Consider the following 15,874-nt stretch of genomic DNA (forward strand, 5'->3'; position numbering starts at 1 on the left):
TTGACTATTCTCCATAAAATGTTTCCTATGAAACATTTACGTTTTCATTTATATAATTTAATCTTACGTCTAATAAGATTTATTTTTCAATAGGTAATTTATTGGGTGTTCCCGGTTTGCGTGGATATTTCTTTGGTGTCTTGCGCTTTTTCTCGATTAATAAAATATTACGTTCACTCTCTTCAAACGGCAATTGGAACGTAGACATCTCTTTTAACTCTCCGCCTAGCACCTCTAAAGCATACTTGCCATTTTCAATTTCTTCGTTTGCTGCTGCACCTTTCATTGCAATGAATGTTCCTCCAACTTTTACAAGTGGTAAACATAGCTCACTTAATACAGAAAGACGCGCAACTGCACGTGCCATTACAATATCGTATGATTCACGTACACCTTCTTTTTTCCCAAATGTTTCAGCACGATCGTGACAAAATGCAACATCACTTAATTCTAACTTTTGGGCTAAGTGATTTAAGAAATTAATACGTTTTTGCAATGAATCTACAATTGTTACTTTTAAGTGCGGGAAACAGATTTTTAAAGGAATACTTGGGAATCCAGCCCCTGCACCAACATCACAAATTGAGAATGGTTTTGAAAAATCATAATAAAAAGCAGCTGTAATGGAATCAAAAAAGTGTTTTAAATATACTTCTTCTTTTTCTGTAATAGCCGTTAAGTTCATTTTTTCATTCCACTCTACTAATGTTTCAAAGTAGATTTTGAACTGCTCTAACTGTCTAGAAGAGAGGGTGATTCCCTTCTCTTCTAGCATAGATTGAAATTGTTCTATGTTCATCTAGCAATATCTCCTTACTATTTATTGGTTCGATACGCGTGCAATTTTTCCTTGTTCTATATACACAAGTAAAATGGAAATATCCGCTGGATTTACGCCAGAAATACGTGAAGCCTGCCCCATTGAAAGTGGACGAACATCTTTCAATTTCTGTCTAGCTTCTGAAGCAAGGCTAGAAATCGCATCATAATCAATATCTACAGGGATTTTTTTACTCTCCATTTTCTTCATACGCTCTACTTGCTGTAAAGATTTTTCAATATACCCTTCATACTTAATCTGAATTTCAACTTGTTCTTTAACTTCATCACTTAATTCTACTTCACTTGGTACTAAAAGATGAATATGCTCATATGTCATCTCTGGACGACGTAATAAGTCACTTGCACGTATTCCATCTTTCAATTCACTTCCGCCAATATTGCGAATTAATTCTTGAACTTCAGGACGTGGTTTAATAATAATGCTGCTTAAACGTTCCTTTTCCTGTTCAATTTGTAATTTTTTATTTGTAAATCGCTCATAGCGCTCTTCTTTAATTAATCCAATTTCACGACCAACTTCAGTTAAACGAAGATCAGCATTATCGTGGCGTAATAATAGACGGTATTCTGCACGAGACGTTAATAAACGATATGGTTCATTTGTACCTTTCGTTACAAGATCATCAATTAAGACGCCAATATAAGCATCCTCGCGACCTAAAACAACTTCTTTTTTACCTAAAGAACGGCATGCTGCATTAATTCCAGCCATAAGCCCTTGTCCGGCCGCCTCTTCGTAACCAGAAGTTCCATTAATTTGTCCTGCTGTATATAAATTTTTAATCTTTTTCGTTTCAAGTGTTGGCCATAGTTGTGTTGGCACAATTGCATCATATTCAATTGCATAACCTGTACGCATCATTTCAACATTTTCTAGGCCTGGAATTGTTCTAAGCATGTCACGTTGTACATCTTCTGGTAAGCTTGTGGATAAACCTTGTACATATACTTCTTGTGTATTACGCCCTTCTGGCTCTAAGAAAATTTGATGGCGTGGTTTATCATTAAATCTTACTACTTTGTCTTCAATAGAAGGACAGTATCTAGGGCCTGTTCCTTTAATCATACCAGAATACATAGCTGAACGATGTAAATTTTCATCTATTAAACGGTGTGTTTCTGTACTTGTATATGTCAACCAACATGGAATTTGATCCATAATAAATTTCGTTGTTTCAAAAGAGAACGCACGTGGCTTATCATCACCTGGTTGAATTTCTGTTTTACTGTAGTCAATTGTATTACTGTTTACACGCGGAGGTGTCCCTGTTTTAAATCTAACAAGATCAAATCCAAGTTCCTCTAAATGCTCAGATAATGTAATAGACGGTTGCTGATTATTTGGACCGCTTGAATATTTTAAGTCGCCCATGATAATCTCGCCGCGTAAAAATGTTCCAGTTGTAATTACAACAGTTTTTGCTGTATATTCTGCACCAGCTTGTGTAACTACCCCTTTACATACACCTTCTTCAACGATTAAACGCTCTACCATTCCTTGGAACAACGTTAAGTTTGGTGTTTCTTCAATTGTTTTCTTTAATTCATGTTGGTAAGCGAATTTATCAGCTTGCGCTCGAAGTGCACGTACGGCTGGTCCCTTACCTGTATTTAGCATACGCATTTGAATATGAGTTTTATCAATATTACGTCCCATTTCTCCGCCTAATGCATCAATTTCACGAACAACAATCCCTTTTGCTGGTCCACCAACAGAAGGGTTACATGGCATGAATGCTACCATATCCAAATTAATTGTTAACATTAATGTTTTTGAGCCCATTCGTGCTGCCGCAAGACCAGCTTCACATCCTGCATGACCTGCACCGATTACTATGACATCGTATGAACCGGCATTGTATCCCATTGTTTATTCCTCCTAATAATCTCTATCTTTCTACAACTTCACTATATTATTTTCCTAAACAAAATTGAGAGAACAACTGGTCAATTAAGCTTTCATGCACTGTGTCCCCAGTAATTTCACCAAGTATTTCCCACGTTCTTGTTAAATCAATTTGTACCATATCAATTGGTACACCATTTTCAATCGCCTCAACTGCATCACCGATTGTTTTTCCTGCTTGTGTTAATAATCCAATATGTCTCGCATTAGAAACATATGTCATATCTGCAGAATCGATTGTTCCTTCAAAGAATAAATCAGCTATTGCCTTTTCTAGTTCATCTATTCCTTGTTCCTCAATTAAGGATGTTGTAATAACACGATTTCCCGCGGCTAACTCTGTAACACGTTCCATATCAATCGCTTGCGGTAAATCAGTCTTATTCACAATAACAATAAAGTCTTTTCCTTGTACCGCACGGAATAGATCTTCATCCTCATTTGTTAAAGCCTCGCTATAGTTGACAACAACTAATACTAAATCCGCTTGGCTCATCATTTCTTTTGAACGTTCCACACCAATTCGTTCAACAACATCTTCTGTCTCCCGAATACCGGCTGTATCTATAAGTTTAAGAGGTACACCACGCACGTTAACGTACTCTTCAATAACATCACGAGTTGTTCCTGCAATATCAGTTACAATTGCCTTTTTCTCCTGAACAAGACTATTTAATAACGATGATTTCCCAACGTTAGGTCTACCGATAATTGCTGTAGCAATACCTTCACGTAAAATTTTCCCCTGTTTTGATGTTTCTAATATTTTTTCGATTTCCGAACGAACATGCGTCGCTTTCTCAATTAAAATATTATGTGTCATCTCTTCTACATCATCGTATTCTGGATAATCTATATTTACCTCAACATGAGCTAATGTTTCTAATATTTCTTGACGCAAAAGACCAATTAATTTAGATAATCGCCCTTCCATTTGATTAATTGCTACATTCATCGCACGATCTGTTTTTGCTCGAATCAAATCCATAACAGCTTCTGCTTGTGATAAGTCGATACGTCCATTTAAAAAAGCACGTTTTGTAAATTCGCCCGGTTCTGCCAATCGTACTCCTTGTGCTAGAATAAGTTGCAATACTTTATTTACTGAAACAAGTCCACCGTGACAGTTAATTTCCACTATATTTTCACGTGTAAAAGTCCTTGGTGCGCGCATAATAGACACCATAACTTCTTCAATAACTTGATTTGTATCTAAATCAACAATATGACCATAATGAATAGTGTGAGAAGGAACCTCTGTTAAATCCTTCCCCTTAAAAATACGATCAACTTTCTCAACCGCATCATCCCCACTTACTCGAACAATGGCAATTGCACCCTCTCCAAGCGCTGTGGAAATCGCAGCAATTGTATCAAATTCCATGTCCTTTCACCTCACTTGCTTATTTATCTCTATTTCAACATGATTATTTCTTTCACTAAATTATTAGGATACCATAACGAACCTATCTACAAAAGAAGAATAACTCATTTTATTATATCCCCATGTAAAAAACACTAAACTTATTCACAGTGGATAAGTTTAGTGTTTTTTAGTTATCCACATCTATTTTCCGCTCAAAAAAACCGGCACTCATTTGAGCAACCGGTCATTTAGGAGATATTACAACATGCCGATGTGGTTCATTTCCTTCAGAAGTTGTATTGATACCTTGATGATTTGATAATGCCTGATGAATAATTTTTCGTTCAAAAGATGGCATCGGTTCTAAAATAACTCTTTTTTTCGTATTAAATACTTGTTTCGCTAATCGATAAGAAAGTGATTCTAACGTACTTTTTCTTTTACTACGATAATTTTCAGCATCTAGTGTAATACCGATATACTGCTTCGTGTTACGATTCGCGACAAGTTTTGTTAAATACTGTAAAGAGTTCAATGTATTACCTCTTTTCCCAATTAAAACACCTACATTATCACCAGAAATTGTAAATTCGATTTCGCGTCCTTTTACAATTTTACTAATCTCGACTTCCACACCCATATCGTGAATAACATTTCTTAAATATTCTTCACATTCTTGAATTGGATCTTTCTTCAATACAACTTCTACTACTGCAGGGCGATTCCCAAATAAACCTAAGAATCCCCTTTTACCCTCATCGACAATATTTATATCTACTCGATCTTTTGATGTATTTAATTGCCTTAAAGCATCCTCTACTGCCAGCTCGACTGTTTGTCCTTTAGCAGTAATTACACTCACTTGCTTGAGCCTCCAGCCTTACCAGCCTTACTAGCCTTAATCTCTGGCCCTTTAATAAAGTACATTTGAGCAATACCAAAGATATTACCAACAACCCAGTAAAGTGATAATGCAGCTGGGAAGTTAATTGCAAAGATTAAAATCATAATCGGCATAAGCCAAAGCATCATTGCCATTTGTGGATTTTGACCAGCTGTTCCTGCCATTGCAAGCTTTTGCTGAATAAATGTCGTAATTGCTGCAACGACTGGTAAGATATAGAACGGGTCTGCATGTCCTAAATCGAACCATAAGAAACTATGTTGTTTAATTTCAGCTGTTCTCATAATCGCATGATAAAACGCGAATAAAATAGGCATCTGAACAAATATCGGTAAACATCCTGCCAATGGATTTACACCATTCTTTTGATATAACTGCATCATTTCTTGTTGTAGTTTTTGCTGTGTTGCTTGATCTTTAGAACTATATTTCTCTTTTAACTTCACCATTTCTGGTTGTAACGCTTGCATTGCCTTTGTACTCTTTGTTTGTTTAATCATTAATGGTAATAATGCAAAACGAATGATAAGAGTTGTAATAACAATTGCTAAACCGTAATTACTGTTAAATAAGTCGGCAAAATACGTGATTAACTGAGAAAGCGGATATACGAAATATTCATTCCAAATCCCAGTACTTTTCGATGTAATCGGCTGACCCGTTTCACTACAACCGGTGGCAATCGCCATTAATGCAACGACCATGGCTAGTAAACCTAATTTCTTTTTCAAAGCCTACTCCTCCTTGTATCGGTATGTATATAGTGTAATTCATTTCCTTACGCTACTTTTTTATTCTTTTCATACCAGAGCGTTTAAAGACATGAATTAAGCTTTTCTTTACTTCTTCATATGTCATCTCTGCACAAGGCTTCCTTGCTATTATAACAAAATCTTTTCCAGAAGCTATCTCATCTTTTAACTCTGTAATAGCCTGACGGACCATGCGCTTAATTCGATTACGAACTACTGCATTTCCTATTTTCTTGCTAACAGAAAGGCCGATGCGAAAGTTTGGCTGTTCTTCTTTATCTAATTGGTATACAACAAACTGACGATTTGCATTTGATTTTCCTTTTTGAAAAACCGCCTGGAATTCATCATTCTTCTTTATACGATGTTTTTTCTTCATATCAATTGACACTCCTGTATTTCATCAGCGGAAATTCACTATTATTAGAAAAAAAGACCACTGAACGATCAGTGGTCTACGCAGATAATACTTTTCTTCCTTTACGACGACGAGCTGCTAGCACTTTACGTCCGTTCGCTGTGCTCATACGGCTGCGGAAACCATGTACTTTGCTGCGCTTACGTTTATTTGGTTGGTAAGTTCTTTTCATTATATGACACCTCCCTGAGGAATATCTGTTAAAGACAGTCCTATAAATTATAGTTAATTAACTAGGAAAATGTCAATGGTTCTAGAAATTTTCATCAAATATTCATTTTGAACCTATTCACATACTTTTTCACAGCACCTATATTTCCTTGTGGATAAATATTTTTTCGCGCTTTTTATATCCACAAACTTTTTTCGCACTTTTACACAGTATATCGTGTTGTGGACAAGTTTATTCCACAAGGTATTGATTTTGTGGATAACTTTCTTAAATTCATTGCTATAGCCACTTTTTTTTGATATTATAGATGTGTTTTCACTTTGAATAAGTTTTCCACATCTTTATCTTATCCACAATTTGTGTATAACATGTGGACAGTTTTAATCACATGTGGGTAAATAGTTGTCCACATTTGCTTTTTTTGTCGAAAACCCTATCTCATATACAAACGACGTTTTTAGGTTTTAAAATACGTTTCGTATAAATATACATTTTATATTTATAAGGTTGTACATTTGTTGCACAACCTTATTCTTTTACCAACTTAGTAAAGGAGGGACACCTTTGGAAAATATCTCTGATTTATGGAATAGTGCCTTAAAAGAATTAGAAAAAAAGGTAAGCAAGCCTAGTTATGAGACATGGTTAAAATCCACAACGGCTCATAACTTGAAGAAAGACGTATTAACGATTACAGCTCCGAATGAATTTGCTCGTGACTGGCTAGAATCTCATTACTCCGAACTAATTTCAGAAACACTATACGATTTAACAGGGGCAAAATTAGCAATTCGCTTTATTATTCCCCAAAGTCAAGCTGAAGAGGACATTGATCTGCCTCCAGTTAAGCCGAATCCAGCACAAGATGATTCAGCTCATTTACCACAGAGCATGTTAAATCCAAAATATACATTCGATACATTTGTTATTGGCTCTGGTAACCGTTTTGCCCATGCAGCTTCATTAGCTGTAGCTGAGGCGCCAGCTAAAGCGTATAATCCACTCTTTATTTACGGGGGAGTTGGACTTGGAAAGACACATTTAATGCACGCAATTGGTCATTATGTAATTGAACATAATCCAAATGCAAAAGTTGTATATTTATCATCAGAAAAATTTACAAATGAATTTATTAACTCTATTCGTGATAATAAAGCTGTTGATTTTCGTAATAAATATCGTAACGTAGATGTTTTATTGATAGATGATATTCAATTTCTTGCTGGAAAAGAACAGACTCAAGAAGAGTTTTTCCATACATTTAACGCATTACACGAAGAAAGTAAACAAATTGTAATTTCTAGTGACCGACCACCAAAAGAAATTCCAACTTTAGAAGATCGTCTTCGTTCCCGCTTTGAATGGGGACTTATTACAGACATTACGCCGCCAGATTTAGAGACACGAATTGCGATTTTACGCAAAAAAGCAAAAGCTGAAGGGCTTGATATACCAAATGAAGTTATGCTTTATATCGCAAATCAAATTGATTCAAATATTCGTGAATTAGAAGGTGCACTTATCCGAGTTGTAGCTTATTCATCTTTAATTAATAAAGATATTAATGCTGATTTAGCAGCTGAAGCACTTAAAGATATTATTCCAAATTCTAAGCCGAAAATTATCTCTATTTATGATATTCAAAAAGCTGTCGGGGACGTTTATCAAGTGAAATTAGAAGATTTTAAAGCGAAAAAACGTACAAAATCAGTTGCGTTTCCTCGCCAAATTGCAATGTATTTATCGCGCGAGCTTACAGATTCCTCTTTACCAAAAATAGGTGAAGAATTTGGTGGACGTGATCATACAACAGTTATCCATGCCCATGAAAAAATCTCTAAACTACTAAAAACCGATACGCAATTACAAAAGCAAGTTGAAGAAATTAATGGTATTTTAAAGTAGTAGCTGAATAGTGTGAATAACTTACCTTGTTTTACGCACAGTCTATCCACATGTAGATAGACTGTTTTTACATCCTTTAGCGGGGTTATCCACATATCCACAAGCCCTATTACTATTACTACTATTTTTTATCTTTATTAATTAAATAAAATCTTATACTTACCGGAGGTTTTTCTTTATGCGTTTTACAATACAAAAAGACTATCTTGTAAGAGGTGTACAAGATGTAATGAAGGCAGTTTCTTCTCGTACAACAATCCCTATCCTTACAGGAATTAAAGTTGTAGCTACTGAAGAAGGGGTTACATTAACAGGAAGCGATGCTGATATTTCTATTGAATCGTTTATTCCAGTCGAAGAAAATGGAAAAGAAATCGTAGAAATAGCTCAATCAGGAAGCATTGTTTTACAGGCAAAATATTTTAGTGAGATTGTAAAAAAACTACCTAAAGACACTGTCGAAATTTCTGTGGAAAATCATTTTATGACAAAAATAAAATCTGGAAAATCAGAATTTAACTTAAATGGTTTAGATTCTGCAGAATATCCGTTATTACCACAGATTGAAGAACATCATGTATTTAAGATACCAACGGATTTACTTAAGCATATGATCAGACAAACTGTATTTGCAGTTTCTACTTCTGAAACAAGACCGATCTTGACAGGTGTAAACTGGAAGGTATATAACAGCGAGTTAACTTGTATTGCAACAGATAGTCATAGACTAGCACTTCGAAAAGCGAAAATCGAAGGACATAATATTGCAGATGAATTTCAAGCTAATGTTGTTATCCCAGGTAAGAGCTTAAATGAATTAAGTAAGATTCTAGATGAGTCTGAAGAAATGGTGGATATCGTTATTACGGAGTATCAAGTATTATTCCGTACAAAACATTTATTATTCTTCTCAAGATTGTTAGAAGGAAATTATCCAGATACAACACGTTTAATTCCAGCAGAGAGTAAAACGGATATTTTTGTGAATACAAAAGAATTCCTACAAGCAATTGATCGTGCTTCACTATTAGCGAGAGATGGCCGCAATAACGTTGTTAAATTATCAACTTTAGAGCAAGAAATGCTAGAGATTTCTTCGAATTCACCAGAAATCGGAAAAGTTGTCGAAGAAGTACAATGCGAAAAAGTAGATGGAGAAGAGTTAAAAATATCTTTTAGTGCAAAATATATGATGGATGCATTGAAAGCTTTGGATAGTACAGAGATTAAAGTTAGCTTTACTGGGGCGATGAGACCGTTCTTAATTCGTACAGTAAATGATGATTCAATTATTCAATTAATTTTACCGGTTCGTACTTACTAGGTAAGGAATAAGGGTTGCTAGTTTAAAGATGCTAGTGGCCCTTATTTGATTTTTGGGTATTACTTTCCTAATGCTAGTTTATTTAGTACAATGAAAGAATGAACACTTTCAGAAAGTGAGCGATTTTATGAAACGTATTAAAATTTCAACAGAGTATATTACACTAGGACAATTTTTAAAGTTAGCTGATGTAATTGATACAGGTGGCGCTGTAAAATGGTTTTTACAAGAATATGAAGTGTACGTGAACAACGAACTTGAAAATAGAAGAGGTCGCAAACTATATGCGAATGATGTTATTGAAATTCCAGGAAGCGGAACTTTCCAAGTTCAGGCATAAAGGGGGAGCCCTTTGTTTATTTCAGAAATACAATTAAAAAACTATCGCAATTATGAAAAATTAGAGCTTTCCTTTGAAGATAAGGTAAATGTAATTATCGGCGAAAATGCGCAAGGGAAAACAAATTTGATGGAAGCTATTTATGTTTTAGCGATGGCGAAATCTCATAGAACCTCTAATGATCGCGAACTTATCCGCTGGGATGAAGATTTTGGTCAAATAAAAGGGAAATTACAAAAAAGAAACAGTTCTTTGTCTTTGGAATTAAATATTTCGAAAAAAGGTAAAAAGGCAAAATTAAATCAACTTGAACAACAAAAGTTAAGTCAATATATTGGCGTGATGAACGTTGTCATGTTTGCCCCAGAAGATTTAAATCTTGTAAAAGGAAGCCCTCAAGTAAGAAGACGCTTTTTAGATATGGAATTAGGACAAATAGCTCCTGTATATTTGTATGAATTAAGTCAATATCAAAAGGTGCTCACGCAACGAAATCACTTGTTGAAAAAAATGCAAGGGAATAGTAAGAATGAGGAAACGATGTTGGATGTATTTACACTTCAACTAATTGAGCATGGTGCGAAAATACTGCAAAAACGTTTTGAATTTTTGCATTTGCTACAGGAATGGGCAGCTCCAATTCATCGAGGTATAAGCCGTGGATTAGAAGAGTTAGAAATTGTCTATAAACCAAGTGTAGATGTATCAGAATCAATGGATTTGTCGAAAATAAAAGAAGTATACTATGAAAGTTTTCAATCTGTGAAACAACGTGAAATTTTCCGTGGTACGACTTTAATTGGTCCTCATCGTGACGATTTACAATTCTTCGTTAATAGTAAAAATGTTCAAGTCTTTGGTTCGCAAGGACAACAACGAACGACCGCACTATCCCTAAAATTAGCTGAAATTGAATTGATTTATTCAGAGGTTAAAGAATATCCAATCCTTTTGTTAGATGATGTTTTATCAGAATTAGATGATTATCGTCAATCACATCTTTTAAATACAATTCAAGGAAAAGTGCAAACATTTGTTACAACGACGAGTGTCGACGGAATTGAACACGAAACATTAAAAGAAGCGAAAACAATTCATGTAACGAACGGCACTGTAGATTGTGAAATAGATAGGGAATAACCCCTGTTTAAATGGAAAAGTAGGTGATCTTTGTGTCAATGGAACAAAAGCAAATGCAAGAAAATGCATATGATGAAAGTCAGATACAGGTGCTTGAAGGACTAGAGGCAGTTCGGAAACGCCCTGGTATGTATATTGGATCTACAAGTGGAAAAGGGCTTCACCATCTTGTTTGGGAAATCGTAGATAATAGTATTGATGAAGCACTTGCAGGTTATTGTGATGAAATTAATGTTAGTATCGAAGAAGATAATAGTATTCGTGTAACGGATAATGGGCGTGGTATTCCGGTTGGTATACAAGAAAAAATGGGACGTCCAGCTGTAGAAGTTATTATGACTGTTCTCCACGCCGGTGGTAAATTTGGCGGTGGCGGTTATAAAGTTTCTGGTGGTTTACATGGTGTTGGGGCATCGGTTGTAAATGCTCTATCAACAGAATTAGAAGTATTTGTACATCGTGAAGGTAAAATCCATTACCAAAAATACGAAAGAGGTATTCCGGTTGCGGATTTAAAAGTCATTGGTGACACCGATCAAACAGGAACAATAACTCGATTTAAACCAGATCCGGAAATTTTCCAAGAAACAACAGTATACGATTTTGATACGCTAGCAACTCGTATGCGTGAATTAGCGTTTTTAAATCGTAATATTAAATTAACAATTGAAGATAAACGTGAACATAAGCAAAAGAAAGAATTCCATTACGAAGGTGGAATTAAATCATACGTTGAGCATTTAAATCGCTCAAAACAACCGATTCATGAAGAGCCTGTGTACGTAGAAGGTTCAAAAGATGGTATTCAGGTTGAGGTTTCTCTTCAATATAACGAAGGATACACAAATAATATTTACTCATTTACGAATAACATCCATACGTATGAAGGTGGTACACATGAGGTAGGTTTTAAAACAGCTTTAACTCGTGTAATCAACGACTATGGTCGTAAAAATAGCATTTTAAAAGATGCGGACAGTAATTTAACTGGTGAGGATGTTCGTGAAGGTTTAACAGCAATTGTATCAATCAAGCATCCAAATCCACAATTTGAAGGACAAACGAAGACAAAACTTGGGAATAGTGAAGCGAGAACAATTACAGAGTCTGTATTCTCAGAGGCATTTGAAAAGTTCTTACTAGAAAATCCTAATGTAGCGCGAAAAATTGTAGAAAAAGGTACGATGGCTGCACGTGCACGTGTAGCTGCGAAAAAAGCGCGTGAATTGACACGTCGAAAGAGTGCGTTAGAAGTTTCAAGTTTACCTGGTAAATTAGCTGATTGCTCTTCGAAAGATCCAGCAATTAGTGAAATTTACATCGTAGAGGGTGACTCTGCGGGTGGATCTGCAAAACAAGGACGCGATCGTCATTTCCAAGCAATTTTACCGCTGAAGGGTAAAATTATTAATGTGGAAAAGGCGCGCTTAGATAAGATTTTATCAAATGATGAAGTTCGTACAATTATTACGGCAATCGGTACAAATATTGGTGGAGACTTCGATATTGAAAAAGCACGCTATCATAAAGTTATTATTATGACCGATGCCGATGTTGATGGTGCACATATTCGTACCCTATTATTAACGTTCTTCTATCGTTATATGCGTCAAATAATTGAGTGTGGTTATATCTATATTGCACAGCCGCCATTGTTTAAAATACAACAAGGTAAAAAAATTCAATATGCTTACAACGATAAGGAACTTGAAAAAATCTTAGCTGAGCTACCAGCCCAGCCGAAACCAGGAATTCAACGTTATAAAGGTCTTGGGGAGATGAATCCAACTCAGCTATGGGAGACGACAATGGATCCAGAAGTACGTTCGTTACTTCAAGTTTCTCTTCAAGATGCAATAGAAGCAGACGAAACGTTTGAAATTTTAATGGGTGATAAAGTAGAACCGCGTCGTAACTTTATCCAAGAGAATGCAAAATACGTGAAGAACCTTGATATTTAAATGAGTAATGACAGGAATCTAAGTATTCCTGTCTTCTACATATAAATCAATGTATGTGTAACGGAAATGTAAGAGGAGGTGCTCGTTGATGTCAGACAATCAACAACAAGCACGAATTCGAGAAATTAATATTAGTCATGAAATGCGTACCTCATTTTTAGATTACGCAATGAGTGTTATCGTATCTCGTGCATTACCAGATGTTCGTGATGGATTAAAACCTGTGCATCGTAGGGTTTTATATGCGATGAATGATTTAGGAATTACAGCTGATAAAGCGTATAAGAAATCAGCACGTATTGTCGGTGAAGTAATCGGTAAGTATCACCCTCATGGTGATTCAGCCGTTTATGAAACAATGGTACGTATGGCGCAAGATTTTAGTCAACGTTATATGCTTGTAGATGGGCATGGTAACTTCGGTTCTGTAGATGGAGATTCAGCAGCAGCAATGCGTTATACAGAGGCAAGAATGTCTAAGATTTCTATGGAATTAATACGTGATATTTCAAAAAATACAATTGATTATCAAGATAACTATGATGGTTCCGAAAGAGAACCGATAGTACTACCAGCGCGTTTCCCTAATTTATTAGTAAACGGTACAACAGGTATTGCTGTTGGTATGGCAACAAATATACCGCCGCATCAGCTTGGCGAAGTAATTGATGGTGTGCTGGCATTAAGTCATAATCCTGATATTACTATCGCAGAATTGATGGAATATATTCCTGGTCCAGACTTTCCGACGGCAGGTTTAATTTTAGGAAGAAGTGGAATTCGAAGAGCTTATGAAACAGGTCGCGGTTCCATTATGCTTCGTGCTAAGGTTGAAATTGAAGAGAAGTCAAACGGTAAACAATCTATTATCGTAACTGAACTACCTTATCAAGTTAATAAGGCGAGATTAATTGAAAAAATCGCAGAATTAGTTCGCGATAAGAAAATTGAAGGTATTACAGATTTACGTGATGAATCAGATCGTAATGGTATGCGTATTGTCATGGAAGTACGTCGTGATGCTAATGCAAACGTACTATTAAACAATCTATATAAACATACAGCGCTTCAAACAAGTTTCGGTATTAATATGTTGTCTCTTGTAAATGGGGAGCCACAAGTACTAAATTTAAAACAAAATCTATATCATTATTTAGAGCATCAGAAGGTAGTAATTCGTAGACGTACTGCTTATGAATTAGAAAAAGCAGAAGCACGTGCTCATATTTTAGAAGGATTACGAATTGCTTTAGATCATCTTGATGAAGTTATTACGTTAATTCGTAGTTCAAAAACAGCAGATATTGCAAAGCAAGGCTTAATGGAACGTTTTGGTTTAAGTGAGAAACAAGCGCAAGCGATTTTAGATATGCGTCTGCAACGCTTAACTGGATTAGAACGTGAAAAAATTGAGCAAGAATATCAAGACTTAATGAAGTTAATTGCTGAATTAAAAGCGATTTTAGCAGATGAAGAAAAAGTTCTTGAGATTATTCGTGAAGAATTAACAGAAGTAAAAGAGCGTTTCAATGATAAGAGACGAACAGAAATTACAATTGGCGGTATGGAATTTATTGAAGATGAAGATTTAATTCCTGAACAAAACATTGCGATTACGTTAACTCATAACGGTTATATTAAGAGGTTACCAGCTTCTACGTACAAAACACAGAACCGTGGGGGACGTGGTGTGCAAGGAATGGGTACGAATGATGATGACTTTGTTGAACATTTATTAACAACGTCTACTCATGATCATATTTTATTCTTTACAAACAAGGGTAAAGTATACCGTACGAAAGGATATGAAATTCCAGAGTATAGTCGTACTGCAAAAGGACTACCAATTATTAACCTATTAGGGGTAGATAAGGGTGAGTGGATTAACGCTATTATTCCGATTCGTGAATTTGGTGACGATCAGTTCTTATTCTTTACGACAAAACAAGGGGTTTCTAAGAGAACGCCACTTTCATCATTTGCAAATATACGTACAAATGGTTTAATTGCAATTTCTCTTCGTGAAGAGGATGAAGTAATATCTGTACGTTTAACATCAGGTGATAAGGATATTATTGTCGGGACAAGTAACGGTATGCTAATTCGTTTCAATGAACAAGATGTTCGTTCTATGGGACGTAATGCTGCAGGTGTTAAAGCTATTACGTTGGGCGATGAAGACCAAGTTGTAGGTATGGAAATTGTCGAAGAGGATGTAAATGTTCTAATTGTAACGAAAAATGGTTACGGAAAGCGTACACCGATTGATGAATACCGTCTGCAAAGTCGCGGTGGTAAAGGTCTGAAAACTTGTAACATTACAGATAAGAACGGTAAATTAGTAGCTGTTAAGTCTGTTACAGGTGAAGAAGATATTATGTTAATTACAGCGGCAGGCGTTATTATTCGTATGCCAGTTGATCAAATCTCTCAAATGGGACGTAATACACAAGGTGTTCGTCTAATTCGATTAGAGGAAGACCAAGAGGTAGCGACGGTAGCAAAAGCACAAAAAGATGAAGAGGAAGAAACGAGTGAAGAGGTTTCTTCAGAAGAATAAGAGAGGGGATTTTCCCTCTCTTTATTTTTTTATAATAATACTTGCATAGGGAAGAGAAAGCCTATATAATAGGCAGAGTCAGCAAATGAGAGATACAACTTATCAAAAAAACTTGTTGACGAAAATAATATAGTATGTTATATTATAAAAGTCGCTGAAACGCGATGTTGAACTTTGAAAACTGAACGAAACAAACAACGTGAAACGTCAATTTTTATTTTAGATGCTAGACAAACTAACTTTATTGGAGAGTTTGATCCTGGCTCAGGATGAACGCTGGCGG

General features: G+C 35.6%; 13 protein-coding genes. 6 read left to right on the forward strand and 7 right to left on the reverse strand.

What is annotated here, in order from left to right; all coding sequences use genetic code 11:
* Positions 1-79: 79 nt before the first annotated feature.
* The 7 genes from rsmG to rpmH all read right to left on the reverse strand — a co-directional run bounded on the left by rsmG (position 80) and on the right by rpmH (position 6,361).
* Positions 80-799, reverse strand: coding sequence for a 16S rRNA (guanine(527)-N(7))-methyltransferase RsmG (gene rsmG, locus MR107_RS11625; protein WP_001019628.1), 720 nt, complete (start codon positions 797-799; stop codon positions 80-82).
* A 21-nt stretch (positions 800-820) separates the two neighbouring features.
* The gene (gene mnmG / locus MR107_RS11630; RefSeq protein WP_000541031.1) at positions 821-2,710 is read right to left on the reverse strand and encodes a tRNA uridine-5-carboxymethylaminomethyl(34) synthesis enzyme MnmG; all 1,890 of its coding nucleotides are present in this window, start codon (positions 2,708-2,710) and stop codon (positions 821-823) included.
* 46 nt (positions 2,711-2,756) lie between these two features.
* Positions 2,757-4,133, reverse strand: a complete 1,377-nt coding sequence (gene mnmE / locus MR107_RS11635) for a tRNA uridine-5-carboxymethylaminomethyl(34) synthesis GTPase MnmE (protein WP_000393757.1) — start codon at positions 4,131-4,133, stop codon at positions 2,757-2,759.
* A 226-nt stretch (positions 4,134-4,359) separates the two neighbouring features.
* Positions 4,360-4,977 (reverse strand): RNA-binding cell elongation regulator Jag/EloR, encoded by a 618-nt coding sequence (gene jag, locus MR107_RS11640; protein WP_000111516.1) that lies wholly within the window; start codon positions 4,975-4,977, stop codon positions 4,360-4,362.
* On the reverse strand, positions 4,974-5,750 hold the full coding sequence (gene spoIIIJ / locus MR107_RS11645; protein WP_000727738.1) for a YidC family membrane integrase SpoIIIJ: 777 nt from the start codon (positions 5,748-5,750) through the stop codon (positions 4,974-4,976). The genes jag and spoIIIJ overlap by 4 nt, the downstream gene beginning before the upstream one ends.
* Before the next feature lie 52 nt (positions 5,751-5,802).
* Complete coding sequence (gene rnpA, locus MR107_RS11650; protein ID WP_000726619.1) at positions 5,803-6,150, reverse strand: ribonuclease P protein component; 348 nt, start codon at positions 6,148-6,150, stop codon at positions 5,803-5,805.
* Positions 6,151-6,226: 76 nt separating this feature from the next.
* Entirely contained in the window at positions 6,227-6,361 is a 135-nt protein-coding gene (gene rpmH, locus MR107_RS11655) for a 50S ribosomal protein L34 (protein ID WP_000831901.1), read from the reverse strand.
* Between the two features lie 564 nt (positions 6,362-6,925).
* Here rpmH and dnaA point away from each other — a divergent pair.
* The 6 genes from dnaA to gyrA all read left to right on the forward strand — a co-directional run bounded on the left by dnaA (position 6,926) and on the right by gyrA (position 15,591).
* On the forward strand, positions 6,926-8,266 hold the full coding sequence (dnaA, locus tag MR107_RS11660) for a chromosomal replication initiator protein DnaA (protein WP_000428017.1): 1,341 nt from the start codon (positions 6,926-6,928) through the stop codon (positions 8,264-8,266).
* Between the two features lie 178 nt (positions 8,267-8,444).
* On the forward strand, positions 8,445-9,590 hold the full coding sequence (gene dnaN, locus MR107_RS11665; RefSeq protein WP_001212886.1) for a DNA polymerase III subunit beta: 1,146 nt from the start codon (positions 8,445-8,447) through the stop codon (positions 9,588-9,590).
* Positions 9,591-9,717: 127 nt separating this feature from the next.
* Positions 9,718-9,930: a S4 domain-containing protein YaaA gene (gene yaaA, locus MR107_RS11670; RefSeq protein WP_000821364.1), complete on the forward strand. Its 213-nt coding sequence runs from the start codon at positions 9,718-9,720 to the stop codon at positions 9,928-9,930.
* A gap of 12 nt (positions 9,931-9,942) precedes the next feature.
* Positions 9,943-11,070 (forward strand): DNA replication/repair protein RecF, encoded by a 1,128-nt coding sequence (gene recF, locus MR107_RS11675; protein ID WP_000470745.1) that lies wholly within the window; start codon positions 9,943-9,945, stop codon positions 11,068-11,070.
* Positions 11,071-11,108: 38 nt separating this feature from the next.
* Positions 11,109-13,031 (forward strand): DNA topoisomerase (ATP-hydrolyzing) subunit B, encoded by a 1,923-nt coding sequence (gene gyrB, locus MR107_RS11680; RefSeq protein WP_000435982.1) that lies wholly within the window; start codon positions 11,109-11,111, stop codon positions 13,029-13,031.
* An 88-nt stretch (positions 13,032-13,119) separates the two neighbouring features.
* On the forward strand, positions 13,120-15,591 hold the full coding sequence (gyrA, locus tag MR107_RS11685; protein ID WP_001282864.1) for a DNA gyrase subunit A: 2,472 nt from the start codon (positions 13,120-13,122) through the stop codon (positions 15,589-15,591).
* Positions 15,592-15,874: the final 283 nt, after the last annotated feature.

It is taken from the genome of Bacillus cereus group sp. BfR-BA-01441, from assembly GCF_022663075.1.
Classification (GTDB): Bacteria; Bacillota; Bacilli; order Bacillales; family Bacillaceae_G; genus Bacillus_A; species Bacillus_A cereus.

What these genes read in the sequence shown, in the direction of transcription:
- rsmG (WP_001019628.1), bottom strand. Translation starts at nt 799, where the DNA reads ATGAACATAGAACAATTTCAATCTATGCTAGAAGAGAAGGGAATCACC.
- mnmG (WP_000541031.1), bottom strand. Translation starts at nt 2,710, where the DNA reads ATGGGATACAATGCCGGTTCATACGATGTCATAGTAATCGGTGCAGGT.
- mnmE (WP_000393757.1), bottom strand. Translation starts at nt 4,133, where the DNA reads ATGGAATTTGATACAATTGCTGCGATTTCCACAGCGCTTGGAGAGGGT.
- rnpA (WP_000726619.1), bottom strand. Translation starts at nt 6,150, where the DNA reads ATGAAGAAAAAACATCGTATAAAGAAGAATGATGAATTCCAGGCGGTT.
- rpmH (WP_000831901.1), bottom strand. Translation starts at nt 6,361, where the DNA reads ATGAAAAGAACTTACCAACCAAATAAACGTAAGCGCAGCAAAGTACAT.
- dnaN (WP_001212886.1), top strand. Translation starts at nt 8,445, where the DNA reads ATGCGTTTTACAATACAAAAAGACTATCTTGTAAGAGGTGTACAAGAT.
- yaaA (WP_000821364.1), top strand. Translation starts at nt 9,718, where the DNA reads ATGAAACGTATTAAAATTTCAACAGAGTATATTACACTAGGACAATTT.
- gyrB (WP_000435982.1), top strand. Translation starts at nt 11,109, where the DNA reads ATGGAACAAAAGCAAATGCAAGAAAATGCATATGATGAAAGTCAGATA.
- gyrA (WP_001282864.1), top strand. Translation starts at nt 13,120, where the DNA reads ATGTCAGACAATCAACAACAAGCACGAATTCGAGAAATTAATATTAGT.